This is a genomic window from Xanthobacter sp. AM11, from assembly GCF_047444035.1.
In the GTDB taxonomy this organism is placed as follows: Bacteria; Pseudomonadota; Alphaproteobacteria; order Rhizobiales; family Xanthobacteraceae; genus Xanthobacter.
Genome location: NZ_JBLAOA010000001.1, coordinates 3,511,046 through 3,527,578, shown reverse-complemented (window position 1 = coordinate 3,527,578; position 16,533 = coordinate 3,511,046). Strand labels below are relative to the sequence as shown.

General features: G+C 69.5%; 18 protein-coding genes. 15 read left to right on the top strand and 3 right to left on the bottom strand.

Annotated elements, in window-relative coordinates; genetic code table 11:
- The first annotated feature begins 81 nt into the window (after positions 1–81).
- From ACI7BZ_RS16195 to ACI7BZ_RS16180, 4 genes are all read left to right on the top strand, one after another.
- The gene (locus ACI7BZ_RS16195) at positions 82–684 is read left to right on the top strand and encodes an exopolysaccharide biosynthesis protein (RefSeq protein ID WP_414118191.1); all 603 of its coding nucleotides are present in this window, start codon (positions 82–84) and stop codon (positions 682–684) included.
- A gap of 17 nt (positions 685–701) precedes the next feature.
- Positions 702–1,790, top strand: a complete 1,089-nt coding sequence (queA, locus tag ACI7BZ_RS16190) for a tRNA preQ1(34) S-adenosylmethionine ribosyltransferase-isomerase QueA (RefSeq protein ID WP_414118190.1) — start codon at positions 702–704, stop codon at positions 1,788–1,790.
- Positions 1,787–2,944, top strand: coding sequence for a tRNA guanosine(34) transglycosylase Tgt (gene tgt / locus ACI7BZ_RS16185; protein WP_414118189.1), 1,158 nt, complete (start codon positions 1,787–1,789; stop codon positions 2,942–2,944). Before queA ends, tgt begins: the two co-directional genes overlap by 4 nt.
- A gap of 199 nt (positions 2,945–3,143) precedes the next feature.
- Positions 3,144–4,316, top strand: coding sequence for an isovaleryl-CoA dehydrogenase (locus ACI7BZ_RS16180; protein WP_414118188.1), 1,173 nt, complete (start codon positions 3,144–3,146; stop codon positions 4,314–4,316).
- A gap of 57 nt (positions 4,317–4,373) precedes the next feature.
- Here the strand turns inward: ACI7BZ_RS16180 and ACI7BZ_RS16175 are convergent, their stop codons facing one another.
- Entirely contained in the window at positions 4,374–6,482 is a 2,109-nt protein-coding gene (locus ACI7BZ_RS16175; RefSeq protein ID WP_414118187.1) for a TonB-dependent receptor family protein, read from the bottom strand.
- 89 nt (positions 6,483–6,571) lie between these two features.
- A complete protein-coding gene (locus ACI7BZ_RS16170; RefSeq protein ID WP_414118186.1) occupies positions 6,572–6,958 on the bottom strand; it encodes a hypothetical protein in 387 nt (128 codons plus the stop codon).
- A 358-nt stretch (positions 6,959–7,316) separates the two neighbouring features.
- On the opposite strand from ACI7BZ_RS16170, the gene exbB reads away from it, so the two are divergent.
- From exbB to thiL, 11 genes are all read left to right on the top strand, one after another.
- Complete coding sequence (gene exbB / locus ACI7BZ_RS16165; RefSeq protein WP_414118185.1) at positions 7,317–8,396, top strand: tonB-system energizer ExbB; 1,080 nt, start codon at positions 7,317–7,319, stop codon at positions 8,394–8,396.
- Positions 8,397–8,401: 5 nt separating this feature from the next.
- On the top strand, positions 8,402–8,902 hold the full coding sequence (gene exbD / locus ACI7BZ_RS16160; RefSeq protein ID WP_414118184.1) for a TonB system transport protein ExbD: 501 nt from the start codon (positions 8,402–8,404) through the stop codon (positions 8,900–8,902).
- Positions 8,899–9,753: a cell envelope integrity TolA family protein gene (locus tag ACI7BZ_RS16155; protein WP_414118183.1), complete on the top strand. Its 855-nt coding sequence runs from the start codon at positions 8,899–8,901 to the stop codon at positions 9,751–9,753. The genes exbD and ACI7BZ_RS16155 overlap by 4 nt, the downstream gene beginning before the upstream one ends.
- Before the next feature lie 336 nt (positions 9,754–10,089).
- On the top strand, positions 10,090–11,403 hold the full coding sequence (glyA, locus tag ACI7BZ_RS16150) for a serine hydroxymethyltransferase (protein WP_414118182.1): 1,314 nt from the start codon (positions 10,090–10,092) through the stop codon (positions 11,401–11,403).
- 81 nt (positions 11,404–11,484) lie between these two features.
- A complete protein-coding gene (gene nrdR, locus ACI7BZ_RS16145) occupies positions 11,485–12,021 on the top strand; it encodes a transcriptional regulator NrdR (protein WP_414118181.1) in 537 nt (178 codons plus the stop codon).
- Positions 12,022–12,032: 11 nt separating this feature from the next.
- Positions 12,033–13,166 carry a bifunctional diaminohydroxyphosphoribosylaminopyrimidine deaminase/5-amino-6-(5-phosphoribosylamino)uracil reductase RibD gene (gene ribD / locus ACI7BZ_RS16140; RefSeq protein WP_414118180.1) on the top strand — a complete coding sequence of 378 codons (1,134 nt, stop codon included), beginning with the start codon at positions 12,033–12,035 and terminating at the stop codon, positions 13,164–13,166.
- Positions 13,167–13,178: 12 nt separating this feature from the next.
- A complete protein-coding gene (locus ACI7BZ_RS16135; protein ID WP_414118179.1) occupies positions 13,179–13,352 on the top strand; it encodes a hypothetical protein in 174 nt (57 codons plus the stop codon).
- A 65-nt stretch (positions 13,353–13,417) separates the two neighbouring features.
- A complete protein-coding gene (locus ACI7BZ_RS16130; RefSeq protein ID WP_414118178.1) occupies positions 13,418–14,029 on the top strand; it encodes a riboflavin synthase in 612 nt (203 codons plus the stop codon).
- A 34-nt stretch (positions 14,030–14,063) separates the two neighbouring features.
- Positions 14,064–14,555, top strand: a complete 492-nt coding sequence (gene ribH, locus ACI7BZ_RS16125) for a 6,7-dimethyl-8-ribityllumazine synthase (protein ID WP_414118177.1) — start codon at positions 14,064–14,066, stop codon at positions 14,553–14,555.
- Positions 14,552–15,043, top strand: a complete 492-nt coding sequence (gene nusB, locus ACI7BZ_RS16120; RefSeq protein WP_414118176.1) for a transcription antitermination factor NusB — start codon at positions 14,552–14,554, stop codon at positions 15,041–15,043. Before ribH ends, nusB begins: the two co-directional genes overlap by 4 nt.
- A 1-nt stretch (position 15,044) precedes the next feature.
- Complete coding sequence (gene thiL, locus ACI7BZ_RS16115; RefSeq protein ID WP_414118175.1) at positions 15,045–16,040, top strand: thiamine-phosphate kinase; 996 nt, start codon at positions 15,045–15,047, stop codon at positions 16,038–16,040.
- Between the two features lie 12 nt (positions 16,041–16,052).
- Here the strand turns inward: thiL and ACI7BZ_RS16110 are convergent, their stop codons facing one another.
- Positions 16,053–16,478 carry an EamA family transporter gene (locus ACI7BZ_RS16110; RefSeq protein ID WP_414118174.1) on the bottom strand — a complete coding sequence of 142 codons (426 nt, stop codon included), beginning with the start codon at positions 16,476–16,478 and terminating at the stop codon, positions 16,053–16,055.
- Positions 16,479–16,533: the final 55 nt, after the last annotated feature.

Sequence of the window (16,533 nt, the reverse complement as noted above, 5' to 3'; positions counted from 1 at the left end):
AGTGCCGTTGCGGCAACTCGTGTGCCCTGACACTGCCGCTTTCCCGGTGTTATGAGTGGGCGGTCATCACACGAGGTCCCCTTGGATCACCGCACGCCCCGAACGTCCGAACTGCTTGCCGCCGTCCTCTCCGCCCAGGAGCAGGACCAGGTGGCGATCGGCGATCTCGTGAACGCTTTGCGCAATCGCGCCTTCGGCATTCTCTTCCTCATCTTCGGCATTCCCAACTGCATTCCCATGCCGCCCGGCGTGCCGGTCATCTGCGGCATCATCCTTGGCCTCATCGGCCTGCAGATGGCCATGGGCCGCCAGGAATTGTGGCTGCCGGAGAAGATTGCCCGGCGCACCTTCTCCCGCTCCATGCTCGAATCCATCGTCACCCGCTCGCGGCCGTGGATCGAGCGGTTCGAGAAGATTTCCCGCCCGCGCTACGAGCAGTTCGCCGGCCCCACGTCGCGGCGCATCGTCGGGGCGACGGTGGTGCTGCTGGGCTTCATCCTGCTTCTGCCCATTCCCTTCCTCGGCAACCTGCCGCCGGGATTTGCCGTGTGCATCTTCGGCCTCGGCCTGGTGGAGCGGGACGGGCTCGTCATCCTCGGCGGTTTCGGCGCCACCGTGCTCGGCCTGCTGGTGACAGCGCTGATGAGCTGGGCCATCTACCAGGGCGCCATCGCCATCTTCTGAGCGGCCCGTTCCCTGCCATGCGCGTCGATGCCTTCGACTTCCATCTCCCCGAGGAGAGAATCGCCCTGCGCCCCGCGGAGCCGCGCGACATGGCGCGGATGCTGGTGGTGCGCCCCGGCGCGACCGCCCGGCTCCAGGATGCGCGGGTGCGCGACCTGCCCGATTTCATCCGGCCCTGCGACGCCCTCGTGGTGAACGACACCCGCGTCATCCCCGCGGCCCTCGAAGGCGTGCGCACGCGCGAGGGGGGCTCGGGCGTGCGGATCGAGGCCAATCTGATCAAGCGGCTCGATGCCGCGCGCTGGCAGGCCTTCGCCAAGCCGGGCAAGCGCCTGCAGGTGGGGGACCGGGTGCGGTTCGGCGGCGAGGGCGCAGCCTGCCTTCTCGGCGTGCTGGACGCGGCAATCGCGGCCAAGGACGACGATGGCTCGGTGGTCCTCGCCTTCGATCTTGCCGGCGCGGCGCTGGACGAGGCGGTGGCGGCAGTGGGCCACATGCCCATCCCGCCCTATATCGCCGCGCGCCGGCCCGAGGACGCGCGCGACCGCGCCGACTACCAGACCCTGTTCGCCCGCGTCTCCGGCTCGGTGGCGGCGCCCACCGCCAGCCTGCATTTCACCCCGGAACTGCTGGCCCGCATATCCGCCACCGGCGCCGCCCGCCATCAGGTGACGCTCCATGTGGGTGCCGGCACCTTCCTGCCGGTGAAGGCGGACGACACATCCGGCCACCGGATGCATGCCGAATGGGGCGAGGTGACGCGCGAGACCGCCGATGCCCTCAATGCCGTGAAGGCGGCCGGCGGACGCATCATCACGGTGGGCTCCACCTCCACCCGCCTCATCGAGAGCGCGGCGGGAGAGGATGGCCGCATCCGCCCCTTCGTGGGGGAGACGGACATCTTCATCACCCCCGGCTACCGCTTCCGGGCGGTGGACGCCATGCTCACCAATTTCCATCTCCCGCGCTCCACGCTGGTGATGCTGGTGGCGGCCTTCATCGGCCATGAGGCGCAGCAGCGCGCCTATGCTTATGCCATCGCGCAGGGCTACCGCTTCTATTCCTATGGCGATGCCTGCCTGCTTCTGCCAGAAGGCGCCGCATGACCATCGCCACGCCTTGCGCCGACACCTTCTCCTTCACCCTTTCCGCCACGGATGGCGCCGCCCGCACCGGCTTCGTCTCCACCCCGCGCGGCGTCATCCGCACGCCGGCCTTCATGCCGGTGGGCACGGCGGCGACGGTGAAGGGGATGTATTTCGACCAGGTGAAGGCGACGGGCGCGGACATCGTGCTCGCCAACACCTACCACCTCATGCTGCGCCCCGGCGCGGAGCGCATCGCCAAGCTGGGTGGCCTGCATACCTTCATGCGCTGGGACGGGCCGATCCTCACCGATTCCGGCGGCTTCCAGGTCATGAGCCTGTCGAGCCTGCGCAAGATGAGCGAAAACGGCGTCACCTTTCGCTCCCATGTGGACGGCGCCTATTTCGAGATGAGCCCGGAGCGCTCGGTGGAGATCCAGGGCCTGCTGGGCGCCGACATCCAGATGCAGCTGGACGAATGCGTGCGCCTGCCCTGCACGGATGACGAGGCCGCGCGCGCCATGCAGCTGTCCCTGCGCTGGGCCGAGCGCTCGAAGCGCGCCTTTGAATCCCAGCCCAAGGGCCGCGCCCTGTTCGGCATCGTGCAGGGCGGGGCAGTGCCGGCGCTGCGGGTGGAATCGGCCCGCGCGCTCGCGGACATGGACTTCCCCGGCTATTCCATCGGCGGGCTGGCGGTGGGCGAGCCGCAGGAGGTCATGCTGGCCATGATCGAGACGGTGGAGCCGCATCTGCCGGCGATGAAGCCGCGCTACCTCATGGGCGTGGGCACGCCGGACGACCTTCTGGAGAGCGTGGCCCGCGGCATCGACATGTTCGACTGCGTGATGCCCACCCGCTCCGGCCGGCACGCGCTGGCCTTCACCCGCTTCGGCCGCATCAATCTGAAGAACGCCCGCCACGCCGAGGACCCGCGCCCGCTGGACGAAACCAGCGACTGCCCGGCTTTGCGCGACTATTCCCGCGCCTATCTGCACCACCTCGTGCGCTGCGAGGAGATGCTGGGCTCCATGCTGCTTACCTGGGCCAATGTCCATTATTACCAGCAGCTTATGGCCGGCGCGCGGGCCGCCATCGCGGCGGGCCGCTATGGGGATTATGTGGCCGAGGTGAAGGACGGCTGGGCGCGGGGGGATATTCCGGTCTTGGCGGGGTAGGGGCAAGCGAAAGGGCGGGTATGCCCCGGATCGGACCTAAGGCTGCGCCGTCGCTTGTCCGGGGAACGAAAATGCCGCTTCGCTGCCCACGTCCAACCCCATTGAATAAACGGACAACCGTTTTATTCTAGCGCCGCTTCCCCCCGGCAGGCTCGTGCCCGCGACGGACAAGATGCGGGAAGCGAGGGAGGGATAAGAGATGCTGCCCAACAGCGCCGCCGGCTTCGATTTCGACCTCGGCGAGACCGCCGGGATGCTGCGCGACACCGTGCGCGATTTCTCGCAGGCCGAGATCGCCCCGCGCGCCGACGAGATCGACAAGACCAACCAGTTTCCCCGTGACCTGTGGCCCAAGCTCGGCGCGCTGGGGCTGCTCGGCATCACGGCGGAAGAGGAATATGGCGGCTCGGGCCTCGGCTATCTGGAACACGTCATCGCCATGGAGGAGATTTCCCGCGCCTCCGCCTCGGTGGGGCTTTCCTATGGCGCCCACTCCAACCTCTGCGTCAACCAGATCAGCCGCAACGGCAACGCCGCACAGAAGGCAAAGTACCTGCCCAAGCTCATTTCCGGCGAGCATGTGGGGGCGCTGGCCATGTCCGAGCCGGGGGCGGGCTCCGATGTGGTCTCCATGCGCACGCGGGCAGAGAAGAAGGGCGACCGCTACATCCTCAACGGCAACAAGATGTGGATCACCAACGGTCCCATCGCCGAGACGCTGGTGGTCTATGCCAAGACCGACCCTGCCGCCGGCCCCAAGGGCATGACCGCCTTCCTGGTGGAGAAGGGCTTCAAGGGCTTCTCCACCGCCCAGAAGCTGGACAAGCTGGGCATGCGCGGCTCCGACACCGGCGAGCTGGTGTTTCAGGATTGCGAGGTGCCGGAGGAGAACGTCCTCGGTGCCGTCGGCAAGGGCGTCAACGTGCTCATGAGCGGGCTCGACTATGAGCGCGCGGTTCTCGCCGGCGGCCCCACCGGCATCATGCAGGCGTGCATGGACGTGGTGCTGCCCTATGTCCACGAGCGCAAGCAGTTCGGCCAGCCCATCGGCACCTTCCAGCTGATGCAGGGCAAGATCGCCGACATGTATGTGACCATGAACGCCACCAAGGCCTATGTGTACGCCGTGGCCAAGGCCTGCGACCGCGGCGCCACCACCCGCGAGGATGCCGCCGGCGCCATCCTCTATGCGGCGGAAAAGGCCACCTGGATGGCGCTGGAGGCGATCCAGACCCTGGGCGGCAACGGCTATATCAACGACTACCCCACGGGGCGCCTGCTGCGCGACGCCAAGCTCTACGAGATCGGCGCCGGCACCAGCGAGATCCGCCGCATGCTCATCGGCCGGCAGCTGTTCGACAAGACCGCCTGAGGGGCGGGCCGTTTCCCTCCCCCGCCGGCGGGGGAGGGGGAAGGCGTCTGGCCGACCTCAGAAGGTATAGCGCATGCCCGCATAGACCGCCCGGCCGGTGCCCGGCTCGAACACGGCCGAGTTCTCCGAGGCCCGGGCCACCACGTTGGTGGTGGCGATGTAGGCAGTGTTGAACAGGTTGCGCGCGTCCACATAGGCCGAGAACGGCCCGCCGTTATCATAGCCGATGCGGAAGTTGAGCAAAGCATAGGCCGCCGTATTCAGCGTGTTGGCGTCGTCCACATAATAGGGGATGGGCACCCATTCCACATTCGGCCCGGCATAAAATCCGCCCGGATGCTTGTAGAGCAGCTCGGCGCGGATGTAGTGGCGCGGAATGCCGGGAAGCTGGTTGTTGCCCCACACCGGGTCGTTGTCGAAGAAGAAGTCGGAATAGGTGTAGGCGATATTGAACCACAGTCTGTCCGGGTTGGGGCCCTTGTCCCACAGCCCCTTCAGGAGCGTGCCGCCGAACCCGGCTTCCGCGCCCTGGTGCACCGTGTAGCCCAGGTTCACCACGGTACACACGCCGGACACCTGGGTTGCGGTGCATTGCAGCTCGTTCTTGACGTTGGAGCGGTAGAGCGAGACATCCCAGCTGAAGTCCTCGCTGCGGCCGCGGCTGCCGATTTCATAGGTGGTGGCGGTCTGCGCCTTCAGGTCCGACAGGATCGGGCTGGCGAAATTGGTGAGTTCGGAAAAGGTCGGCACCTCCCCCGAATTGGAAATGTTCGCGAACACTTGCGCGCCCGGGCCGATATCCCAGACGAAGCCGCCCTTGGGCAGGAAGAGGTCATAGTCCTGCGCGCCCGTCGCGGCCTTGTAGATGCCCTCGCGCTCGCGCGTCGCGGTTAGGTATTGGAACGCGCCCACCAGAGCGAAGCTTTTCGTCAGGTAGAAATTGTCTTCGGCATAATAGGTGGTGGTGGAGGCGTCCTCGTCGGCGGCGAAGGTGAGGGCCACCGGCTCGCCGTAGAGGCTGGCATAGCGCTTGGCGTCGGTGGAGCCGACAATGGTATTGATGCCGGCGGTGAGGCGATTTGCGAAGCCGGCAACTTGCCGCTCGTCCACCATGCGGGCGAAGCCGCCGAAGTTCAGGTAATCATAGTTGAGGACCTGGAAGATGGGGTGGTTTAGCTCCTTGTCCGAGGCAAAGCCGCCGAATTCGATCTTGGTGTTCTCGCTGGCGACCCAGGCGGTCTTGTTGGCGATGCGCGCCGACTGGACGTTGCGCTGGTAATCGAGTTTCAGGTTGGTGGGGTTGGCGGCCTGCGGATCGGTGAGCGCCGCGGTCTTGGTGACGGCGCCGGGGATCTGCTGCTCGATATCGTTGGCATTGAAAAAGAAGCGCGTTTCGAACGTCTCCGACGGGCGCCAGCCGAAATTGCCGGAGACCCGCACCGAATCGCCCGCAGAATGCTCGCGGAAGCCGCCGGCGGTGAGGGCCGAGGCGGTGATGAAGCCGTCCGCGGCGCCGTTCACCCCGCCGGCGCTGGCCTGCAGGCGGAAGAAATCGAAGCTGCCGGCGTCCAGGCGCACCTCGATGCCCTTGGCGTCGTGGCCGGTGGGGGTGACGAAATTGATGGCGCCGCCGAGGGCGTTGGCGCCGAACTGGTAGCCGTTCGCGCCCTTGAATACCTCGACATAGCGGAAGGCGGTGGGGTCGATCTCCTGGAAGTCGCCGCCGCCATCGGCGCCGTTGAGCGGGATGATGCCGTCCTGGAACAGCTGCACGCCACGCAAATGGTTGTTGCGCGAGAGGCCGGAGCCGCGGATGGAGAGGCGCGAATCCTCGCCCCACTTGGTCTGCACGAACACGCCGGGAACGAAGTCCAGCATGTCCTTGATGGTGAGCGAGAGCCCGTCGCGCCACTGGGTGTTCGCCACCACCTCGGCGCCGCCGGGGGTGCGCTCGATGGCGGCGCGGGCCTCGGCTTCCGACGCCACGGTGAGGGAGACGGGGTCCTGCGCCGGCTCCTGGGAGGCCACCGTCACCGTGGGCAGGGCGACGGCCTCCTGGGCCTGGCCGAGGGCCGGGAAAAGAACGCCGCCGGTGAGGCAGGCAGTGGCGGCAAGCAAGCGCCGGCGGCGCGCCGCAAGGCACGCGCTGTGTGGGGGAAAGGGCATGACAGCTCCGCTGTCACCGGCGCACGGCGGCGCCCGGTGAGGTCGGGTGTTTCAAGGATTGCGATGAAGGAAGGGCCCCGGGGCCGGGCTCAGCCGCGGGCGGGGGGTGCCCTGGACCGGGCGTTCTCGCATATGGACGCCACGCCCGGCGCGATGCCAGCCGGTCCGGGCGCGGAAGCGCCTTCCATGCGGAGGAAGGGAAGGGGGAGCGCCGGCGGGCCGGCCAGCACCGGAATGGCGCCGGCGGCCGGGCACAAGAGGCAATGCAGGCCGCGCACGATGCCGTCGTGGGGCACGCCATCGGCCGGCGCGGCATTTCCCGCAGTGCACAGCAATGGCGCGCTGCCGCGCCCGCCGGCCATGGTGCCGAAGGCAAGGGCGCCGGCAACGGATTGCAGCAGAATGAAATAACAGGCGGCCCAGGTGAGCAGCAGGCGCGCCGCCGCACGGGCCGGCCCCCGCCGCCCCCGCGTCATTCGAGCCCTGGTGCCCGTTGCCCTCACCTTCGCCCCTGTCGCACGCATCGTGGCGGTGGTTCCGCGGCGCCCGGCGATGGAGGCCGGCCGGCTGCGCAGAGGGCGCCCGAAAGGTGCATGATCGATTGAGGGTCGCCGCGGACAGCATACCCCAGAGGCAGCCTAAATCCGTTGAAGGCGCCTTGAGAAGGCGAAAAGCATGCGACATGCCGCCGCTTTTCCGGCCACGGGGGAGAGGGGGGTTAGCGTGCGCTGCAAATAGGGCTATAAAGACAAAGCCAGCCACTCCCGTACCCGTGCTTGTCCCACGGGCGGGACCGCCCGCCATTCCAGCATTTTTTCTGATCGGTGATGCGCGATGCCCGCACGTATTCATTCGTGCACGCCGCGGTGGCGTGCTTTCTTCGCAATGGCGCTTTGTGGCGCGATGTTCTGTTCCTTCTCCCTGAGCCAGATCCCGGCCGCGCACGCCCAGCCCTCCGCCGAGCCGGCGCCGGCCGCCGGACCCGCTCCGACCGCAACACCTGTCGCGGCCCCTGTTCCAGCGGCTGCAGCGCCCGCCGCTCCAGATTCGGCCCCTGCCGCAACACCCGGGGTTTCGCCGGCTGAAGCGGCGGCTCCGGCTGCCGAGGCCGCCGCACCGGCGGAAGGTCACCCCGCCGCGCACCACCCGGCGCTGGCGCCCGCCGCCGCCGACCAGGCCGCACCGGCTCCCGCCGTCGGCGTGGACGGGCGGCTGCCCCATGATCTCAGCCCCTGGGGCATGTTCATGGCGGCGGACGTGGTGGTGAAGGCGGTGATGATCGGCCTTGCCTTCGCGTCCCTGCTCACCTGGACCGTCTGGTTCGCCAAGTCCATCGAGCTTCTGCTGGCGCGCCGCACCGTGTCGCGGACGCTGGCGGCCCTGCGCGCCGCGCCAACCCTCGCCGCGGCGGCGGCGCTGATTCCCCGCGGCAACGGCGCGGCTCCGGGAACGGTGCGCGCCGCCCTCGGGGAATGGCGCGTGTCCGAGCAATTGCCCGCCGAGGGCATCAAGGAGCGGGTCGCCATCGCCCTCAGCCGGATCGAGGCGAAGGCGGGACGGCGCATGATGGGCGGCACCGGCGTGCTCGCCACCATCGGCGCGACGGCCCCGTTCGTAGGCCTGTTCGGCACTGTCTGGGGCATCATGAATGCCTTCATCGGCATCTCGAAGGCGCAGACCACCAACCTGGCCGTGGTGGCGCCCGGCATCGCCGAGGCGCTGCTCGCCACCGCCATCGGCCTCGTCGCCGCCATCCCCGCGGTGGTGATCTACAACGTGTTCGCGCGTGCCATCGCGGCCTACAAGGCGAGCCTGTCCGACACCTCGGCCGAGGTCATGCGCCATCTGTCCCGTGATCTCGACCGCGCCGCCTGCGGCGTGGAGGTGCGCACGCTGCGGGCCGCGGCGGAGTAGGCCCGGTGGCAGCCAAGCTCGACCAGGGCGGGGACGACCTCGCGGAGAATCACGAAATCAACGTCACGCCGTTCATCGACGTGATGCTGGTTCTGCTCATCATCTTCATGGTGGCGGCACCGCTCGCCACCGTGGACGTCAAGGTGGACCTGCCCGCCTCCAACGCCCAGCCGCAGCCGCGCCCGGAGAAGCCGCTGTTCCTGAGCGTGAAGAAGGACCTGTCCCTCGCCCTCGGCGATGAACCGGTGGCCCGGCCGGGCATCGGTCCGGCGCTGGACAGCCTGACCGGCTCCGACCGCCAGCAGCGGGTGTTCGTGCGGGCCGACAAGGCGGTGCCCTATGGCGACGTGATGGAGGTGATGAACCTCCTGCGCGGTGCCGGCTACCTCAAGGTGGCGCTGGTGGGACTGGAAGGGGAGGCGGCCATCCCGCCGCAGGGCCCGGCGGCGGCCGCCGCCGCCGTCCCGGCCCCTGCCGCTCCCGCCGTGCCGGGAGGGCCCCGGTGAGCGCCGTTCATCCGCACCATCACCACTGGCACGATTTCGACCGCAGCCACCTGGGCGCGACGGTGCTGCGGTTCGTGGCGGCGGGGCTCTTCATCGTCCTGGTCCATGCGGTGGCGGTCTATGCGGCGCTGTTCTGGCGCAAGGTGGAGGCGGGCGAGGCGGCGCCGCCGGCGGCGGTGATGGTGGAACTTGCGCCCATGGCGGTGAGCGAGGAATCCCAGGTGGACGAGGCGGCACCCGGGCCGCAGATGTCCTATGCGCCCGAAACCGTGCCCGACGCCCCCGACCTGCCGGAGGACGCCGCCCCACCCCCCGAGCCGGTGGTGGAACAGGTGGTGGAGAAACTGCCGGAGATCGACCCCACGCCGGTCGAGGCCGAAGTGGTGCTGCCCAAGCCCGAGCCCGAAAAGCAGGAGGTGAAGGAGCCGCCGAAGAAGAAGGTGGAGCGCCCCAAGAAGGACGCCAAGCCCACGCGCAAGCGCCAGGCGCCGGCCACCATGGCCGCGCCGCGCTCCGATGCACCGGTGGAGCGGGCAACCGCGGCGCCTTCGCCCGGCGCCGCTGCGGTGACCTCGGCGGCCATCGCCGACTGGCGCTCGCGGGTCTATTCCCATCTGGTGCGCTTCAAGCGGCCGCTCCGCGACCGGGTGGGCCGTGTGGTCCTGTTCGTGGGCCTGTCCGGCTCGGGCAGCGTCAATTCGGTGCGCGTGACCAGTTCGTCGGGGGATTCGGCGCTGGATGCGGAAGCCATGGCCATGGTGCACCGGGCCTCGCCCTTCCCGGCGCCGCCGGATGGCAGGCCGAAGAATGTGACGCCGCTGCCGGTGAACTTCACCACCCGCGGCGGCTAGAGCGCGATCCGCTCCATGGAGCCGAGCCGCGGCTCCATTGAGCGGTGAATCGCCCTCTAACTTACTGAATTGAGTGGGACATGCCCGGGCGGGGTCGCCGTGCGGCGTCGTCCGGGCAGCCACGCCGTCTGAATTCGATACGTTTGCGGGCGATTCGCCGCCCGCGGGCACTGCCGGCGCCGGCCCGGCCTGCGGCGGGCGCAGGGCTGGTGCGTTGGCGCCGCGGCCGCCGGCTTTGGACTTCACCTTCGCCCTGTGATAAGCGCTTCCTCCGCCCTGGCAGGCCGCTTCATCCGGCATCCCGACGGGGCGCCCCGACATCACCGGAGACCTGCCATGGCCTCGCAGGACGCGAACCGATCCTCCGTCACGGAGGAAATGAACCGCTTCTTCACCGCCTCTCTCGCGGAGACCGACCCCGAGATCGCCGGCACGGTGAAGGCGGAGCTCGGTCGCCAGCGTGACGAGATCGAGCTGATCGCGTCCGAGAACATCGTCTCGCGCGCCGTGCTCGAAGCCCAGGGCTCCGTGCTGACCAACAAGTATGCCGAGGGTTATCCCGGCAAGCGCTATTATGGCGGCTGCCAGTTCGTGGACGTGGCGGAAAACCTCGCCATCGAGCGCGCCAAGAAGCTGTTCGCCTGCGATTTCGCGAACGTGCAGCCCAATTCCGGCAGCCAGGCCAATCAGGGCGTGTTCTTCGCCACAATGCAGCCGGGCGATACCTATCTCGGCCTCAACCTCGCCGCCGGCGGTCACCTGACCCACGGCTCGCCGGTCAACATGTCGGGCAAGTGGTTCAACCCGGTGCCCTACACGGTGCGCCAGGACGACCAGCGCATCGACTATGACGAGGTGGCCAGGCTGGCCGACCAGCACAAGCCGAAGCTCATCGTGGCCGGCGGCTCCGCCTATCCGCGCATCATCGACTTTCCCAAGATGCGGGCTATCGCCGACAGCGTGGGCGCGCTTTTGATGGTGGACATGGCCCACTTTGCGGGGCTGGTCGCCGGCGGCGCCCATCCCAGCCCCTTCCCGCATGCCCATGTGGTGACCACCACCACCCACAAGACCCTGCGCGGGCCGCGCGGCGGCATGATCCTCACCAATGACGAGGGCCTCGCCAAGAAGATCAACTCGGCCATCTTCCCCGGCATCCAGGGCGGGCCGCTGATGCATGTCATCGCCGCCAAGGCGGTGGCGTTCGGCGAGGCGCTGCGCCCGGAGTTCAAGCTCTACGCGAAGAATGTCGTGGAAAATGCCAAGGCGCTGGCGGAAACCCTGAAGGGCCACGGCTTCGACATCGTCTCCGGCGGCACCGACACCCACCTGATGCTGGTGGATCTGCGCCCCAAGCGCCTCACCGGCAAGACCTCGGAAGGCGCGCTCGGCCGCGCGCACATCACCACCAACAAGAACGGCATTCCGTTCGATCCCGAGAAGCCGTTCGTGACTTCGGGCATCCGCCTGGGCACCCCGGCCTGCACCACCCGCGGCTTCGGCGTGGCCGAATTCCAGGAGGTGGGCCATTTCATCGCCGAGGTGCTCGACGTGCTCTCCCAGAAGGGCACGGACGAGGACACGCTGGTGGAAGCCGCGGTGCGCGAGAAGGTCTCGGCGCTGCTCGCCCGCTTCCCCATCTACCCCTGAGGCGCCCCGGCCGGTGCGGTGCTCCCGCTCGCACCGGCCCCCGTCCTGATCAAAGCCCATGAGCCCCGGAGGCGGTGAAGCATGCGCTGTCCCTACTGCGGCGGCCCGGATACCCAGGTGCGCGACTCGCGGCCGACGGAGGACCACACGGCCATCCGCCGCCGTCGCATCTGTCCCGATTGCGGCGGCCGCTTCACCACCTTCGAGCGGGTGCAACTGCGCGAGCTGATGGTGGTGAAGCGCTCCGGCCGGCGCGTGCCGTTCGAGCGCGAGAAGCTGGAGCGCTCGGTGGAGGTGGCCCTGCGCAAGCGCCCGGTGGACCGCGAGCGGGTGGACCGCATGGTGTCCGGCATCGTGCGCCAGCTGGAGAGCATGGGCGACACCGACATCACCTCCGAAACCATCGGCGAGATGGTGATGGAGGGCCTCAAGCAGATCGACGACGTGGCCTATGTGCGCTTCGCCTCGGTCTACCGCAATTTCCGCGAGGCCAAGGACTTTGAGAACGCCCTGGCGGAGCTTTCGCACGACGGCGAGGCCCGCAGCGAGGGCGAGCCGGCGGCCGCGAAGGACAAGCCGAAGGCCGGGCCGCGCCCGCCCGCAAGGGGCGGGGAATGAGGGCAAGGACCATGGCGGTCGCCAGTGTCGTTTCCCCGCACGAGGACGAGCAGTTCATGGCCGCCGCCCTAAAGGCGGGGCAGAGCGGCCTCGGTCGCACCTGGCCCAATCCATCCGTCGGCGCCGTGGTGGTGCAGCATGTGGATGGCGCGCCGCGCATCGTGGCGCGGGCCGCAACCGCGCCCACCGGGCGCCCCCATGCCGAGCCGCTGGCGCTGGCGCAGGCCGGCGAGCTGGCCCGCGGCGCCACCCTTTACGTGACGCTCGAACCCTGCTCCCACCACGGCCGCACCCCGCCCTGCGCCGATGCCGTCATCGCCTCCGGGATCAGCCGGGTGGTGGCCGCCATCGAAGACCCGGACCACCGGGTGAAGGGCCGGGGCGTGGCCCGCCTGCGCGCCGCCGGCATCTGGGTCACGGTGGGGGTCGGCGCCGAGCAGGCGCTGGCCGACCATGCCGGCCACATCCGCCGCGTCACCCTGGGCCGGCCCCATGTGCTGCTGAAGATGGCGGTTTCGGCCGATGGCAAGGCGGCGCTGGCCGGCCCCCGGCCGGCGGTGGTCACCGGTCCGCAGGCGCGGGCGCGGGCGCATCTGATGCGGGCCCATGCGGATGCCATCCTGGTCGGCCTCGGCACGGTGCGCGCCGACGATCCCATGCTCACCTGCCGGCTGGACGGCTATGAGGACCGCTCGCCGGTGCGCCTCGTGCTCGACGCCGACCTGGACATTCCCTTAGGTTCGGCGCTGGTGCGCACCGCCTGCGACGTGCCGCTGTGGGTCATCGCGGCGGAGGATGCGCCGGCCGACCGCGCCGCCATCCTCAATGACAAGGGCGTGGAGGTGCTGCGCGCGCCGCGCGGCGCCGATGGGCGGCTGAACCTTCCCGCCGTGCTGAAGCTGCTGGGCCTCTTGGGCGTGACGCGGCTGATGGTGGAGGGCGGCCCCCACACCGCCGCCGCCTTGCTTGAGGCCGGGCTGGTGGACGAGGTGGCGGTGTTCCGCAGCCCCGTTGTGCTCGGTCCGGACGCCTATGACGCCCTCGCCGGCCGGCCGCTGGACCGCCTCACCGCACCCGTGGGCTTTGCCGAGGTGGAACGCGCCGGGCTGGGCGCCGACCATCTCGTGCGCCTGTGGCGGCGATAGGCGCCGACGGGCATGCCGCTGAACGTGCTCCTCGGCAAGATCGGAGATGCCATCGTCCGGCGCACCGATCCCACGTCGGCCAAATATCCGGTGCGCACATTGCTCGTCGCGATTGTGGTGTTCATAAGCGCATTCCTGACCGCGGCCCAAATGCATAGGCTCGGCTGGCTGCCGCCGCTTTCGTAAATGCTGTCGGATCTCGGCTGGAGCCGCGCCGAGCCAGAGCGTCCCGCCGTCGAAGGAGAGAAGTGATGTTCACCGGCATCGTCACCGACATGGGCGAGCTCGTGAAGGTGGAGACGAAGGGCGAGGTGAAGACCCTCACCATCGCCACCGCCTTTGAAGCCGCCGGCATCGAGATTGGCGCCTCCATCGCCCACGCGGGCGTGTGCCTCACGGTGACCGGCGTTGTGGCCGGCGGCCCGCGCGGCACTCTCTATACGGTGGATGCCGCGCCCGAGACGCTGGCCGTGACCACGGTGGGCACCTGGGCCGAAGGCGCGCGCATCAATCTGGAGCGCTCGCTGAAGATGGGCGACGAACTGGGCGGGCACATGGTGTCCGGCCATGTGGACTGCACCGCCCGCGTGGTCTTGCGGGAGGATCTGGGCTCCACCACGCGCTTCGTGTTCGAGGTGCCGGAGCATCTTGCGCGTTTCGTCGCGGCCAAGGGCTCGGTGGCGCTGGACGGCACCTCCCTCACGGTCAATACGGTTGCGGGCAACACCTTCTCCTGCCTGCTCATTCCCCATACACTGGCGGTGACCACCTGGGGTGGTGTCGCGGCGGGGGACACGGTGAATTTCGAGGCGGACCTGATGGCCCGCTATGCGGCCCGGCTTGCAGAGTTCCCCCGGGCCTAGTACGCCTCCCCCTCGATTTTTCGGAGACGCCCCCATGGTCACGACGCGCAAGGAAAGCGCGAACGCGAGCGATGCCCCGCTTGAGGGCGTGCGCGTGCTCATCATCGAGGGCCGCTATTACGAGGCGCTCGCCGACGAACTTCTGGCCGGCGCCCGCGCGGTGCTGGAGGCGGCCGGCGTGGAGATCGAGGTGATCACCGTTCCCGGTGCCCTCGAAGTGCCCATCGCCGCCGAGATCGCCATCGACGCGGCGGAGATGAGCGGCGATGCGGTGGACGCGGTGGTGGGGCTCGGCGTGGTCATCCGCGGCGAGACCTACCATTTCGAGATCGTGGCGGGGGAGAGCGCCCGCGGCCTGATGGACCTGGGCATGGCCCATGCCCTTCCAGTGGGCAACGGCATTCTCACCGTGGATACGGAAGCCCAGGCCTGGGAGCGCGCCCGCGTCTCCGAGGGCAACAAGGGCGGCGGCGCGGCCGAGGCGGCTCTCGCCCTGCTGCGCCTCAAGCGGCGGCTGGAGCCATGAAGGAACTGCAGGCCAACGCCCCGGCCAAACCCATGAAGAAGAGCGCGGCCCGCCTCGGCGCAGTGCAGGCGCTCTACCAGATGGACCTTGCCCAGACCCCGGTGAACGACATCTTCGCCGAGTTCGAAAGCCACTGGCTCGGCCAGGAGGTGGAGGGCGTGGAGATGCCGGAGGCGGACATCCGCCTGTTCCGCGCCGTGGTGGAGGGCGTCATCGCCGATCAGCGGCGCATCGACCCGCTGGTGGACAAGGTGCTCGCCGACGGCTGGCCCCTGCGCCGGGTGGAAGCGGTGCTGCGCGCGGTGCTGCGCGCCGGCGCCTTCGAGCTTCTGGCCAAGGCGGACGTGCCGGCCCGCGTGGTCATCGCCGAATATGTGAATGTGGCCGGCGCCTTCCTCGACCGCGACGAAACCGGCATGGTGAATGCGGTGCTCGACGCTCTGGCCCGCGAGGTGCGGCCCGCCGAATTCTCCGGCGCGGGCCGCTGACATGGAGGGTGGCGGGTCCGGCGAGGATCGCTTCATCGCCCGTTTCTTCCGCCCCATCGCCGGCACCCCGGCCGCCCTCGGCCTGCTGGACGACGCCGCCCTGCTTTCCCCGCCCGAGGGCTGCGACCTGGTGCTGACCAAGGATGCGGTGGTGGCGGGGGTGCATTTCTTCGCCGATGATCCGCCCGCCTCGGTGGCGCGCAAGGCGCTGCGGGTGAACCTTTCGGACCTTGCCGCCAAGGGTGCCGCGCCGCTGGGGGCGCTGCTCGCCATCGCCTTGCCGAAGGCCATGCCCGAGGCATGGGTGGAGGCGTTTGCGCAGGCCCTCGGCGCCGATGCCGCGGCCCATGGCTGTCCCATCCTCGGCGGCGACACGGTGTCCACCCCCGGGCCGGTGACCATCACCATCACCGCGCTGGGGGCGGTGCCCAGGGGCGGCTTCGTGCCGCGCACCGGCGCGCGGCCGGGGCAGGCCATTCTGGTGTCGGGCACCATCGGCGATGCCGCCCTCGGCCTTGTCCTGCGGCGCGACGGGACGGCGCCCGCCTTCGCCGGCCTCGACCGGGAGCAGCGCGCCCATCTCCTCGACCGCTACCTTCATCCCCAGCCGCGCCTGGCCCTGGCCCCGGCGCTGCGGGCCCATGCGGCGGCGGCCATGGATGTGTCGGACGGGCTGGCGGGAGATGTGGCGAAGATGCTCGCCGCCTCCGGCTGCGGCGGGCGCCTGGAGGCGCGGCGGGTGCCGCTCTCCGCCGCCGCCGCCGCCGTGGTGAAGGCGGACGGCAGCCTGCTTGCCACAGCCCTCACCGGCGGCGACGACTACGAGGTGGTGGCCTGCGTGCCCCATGGGGCGGTGGCGGCCTTCATCGCCGCGGCGGCGGAAGCCGGCGTGCCGGTGGCGCTCATCGGCGAGACCCGGGCGGGGGAAGGGCTGGAGGTCACCGATGCCGGCGGCCACCCGCTGGCCCTCGGCGCCGGCAGCTTCAGCCATTTCTGAGCCCGGCGGGCCTCAGCCCACCGCCACCAGCGCCGCCCCGGCCGCAATGAGGACGACGCCGAGCGTCGCCACCGCCGACAGCCGCTCGCCCAGGAACATCACCCCGAACACCGCCACCAGCACCACGGAAAGCTTGTCCACCGGCGCCACCCGTGCCGCCTCGCCCAGCTTCAGGGCGCGGAAATAGCACAGCCACGACGCCCCGGTGGCGAGGCCGGAGAGAACCAGGAACATCCAGGTGCGCCGGGGAATTTCTCCCGGCGCCTGCCAGGAGCCGCCGGCCGCCACCATCGCCGCCACCATGGCCAGGATGACGATCGTGCGCAGCAGCGTCGCGAGATCGGAATTCACCTGCGCCACCCCCACCTTGGCGAAGATGGCGGTGAGCGCGGCGAAGGCGGCGGAGAGCAGGGCCCAGAACAACCAGGAATGGGACATTGCGTGCTTTCAGGCTCGGTCGGCGCCATCATGCGCGGCGCGGGAGAACAGCGGG

Bases quoted from the DNA above. Each gene is read 5' to 3' on its own strand.
- glyA (WP_414118182.1), top strand. From the start codon at position 10,090: ATGGCCTCGCAGGACGCGAACCGATCCTCCGTCACGGAGGAAATGAAC.
- ACI7BZ_RS16175 (WP_414118187.1), bottom strand. From the start codon at position 6,482: ATGCCCTTTCCCCCACACAGCGCGTGCCTTGCGGCGCGCCGCCGGCGC.
- tgt (WP_414118189.1), top strand. From the start codon at position 1,787: ATGACCATCGCCACGCCTTGCGCCGACACCTTCTCCTTCACCCTTTCC.
- ACI7BZ_RS16110 (WP_414118174.1), bottom strand. From the start codon at position 16,478: ATGTCCCATTCCTGGTTGTTCTGGGCCCTGCTCTCCGCCGCCTTCGCC.
- ACI7BZ_RS16130 (WP_414118178.1), top strand. From the start codon at position 13,418: ATGTTCACCGGCATCGTCACCGACATGGGCGAGCTCGTGAAGGTGGAG.
- thiL (WP_414118175.1), top strand. From the start codon at position 15,045: ATGGAGGGTGGCGGGTCCGGCGAGGATCGCTTCATCGCCCGTTTCTTC.
- ACI7BZ_RS16170 (WP_414118186.1), bottom strand. From the start codon at position 6,958: ATGACGCGGGGGCGGCGGGGGCCGGCCCGTGCGGCGGCGCGCCTGCTG.
- ACI7BZ_RS16180 (WP_414118188.1), top strand. From the start codon at position 3,144: ATGCTGCCCAACAGCGCCGCCGGCTTCGATTTCGACCTCGGCGAGACC.
- ribD (WP_414118180.1), top strand. From the start codon at position 12,033: ATGGCGGTCGCCAGTGTCGTTTCCCCGCACGAGGACGAGCAGTTCATG.
- exbB (WP_414118185.1), top strand. From the start codon at position 7,317: ATGCCCGCACGTATTCATTCGTGCACGCCGCGGTGGCGTGCTTTCTTC.
- nrdR (WP_414118181.1), top strand. From the start codon at position 11,485: ATGCGCTGTCCCTACTGCGGCGGCCCGGATACCCAGGTGCGCGACTCG.
- ribH (WP_414118177.1), top strand. From the start codon at position 14,064: ATGGTCACGACGCGCAAGGAAAGCGCGAACGCGAGCGATGCCCCGCTT.
- nusB (WP_414118176.1), top strand. From the start codon at position 14,552: ATGAAGGAACTGCAGGCCAACGCCCCGGCCAAACCCATGAAGAAGAGC.
- ACI7BZ_RS16135 (WP_414118179.1), top strand. From the start codon at position 13,179: ATGCCGCTGAACGTGCTCCTCGGCAAGATCGGAGATGCCATCGTCCGG.
- queA (WP_414118190.1), top strand. From the start codon at position 702: ATGCGCGTCGATGCCTTCGACTTCCATCTCCCCGAGGAGAGAATCGCC.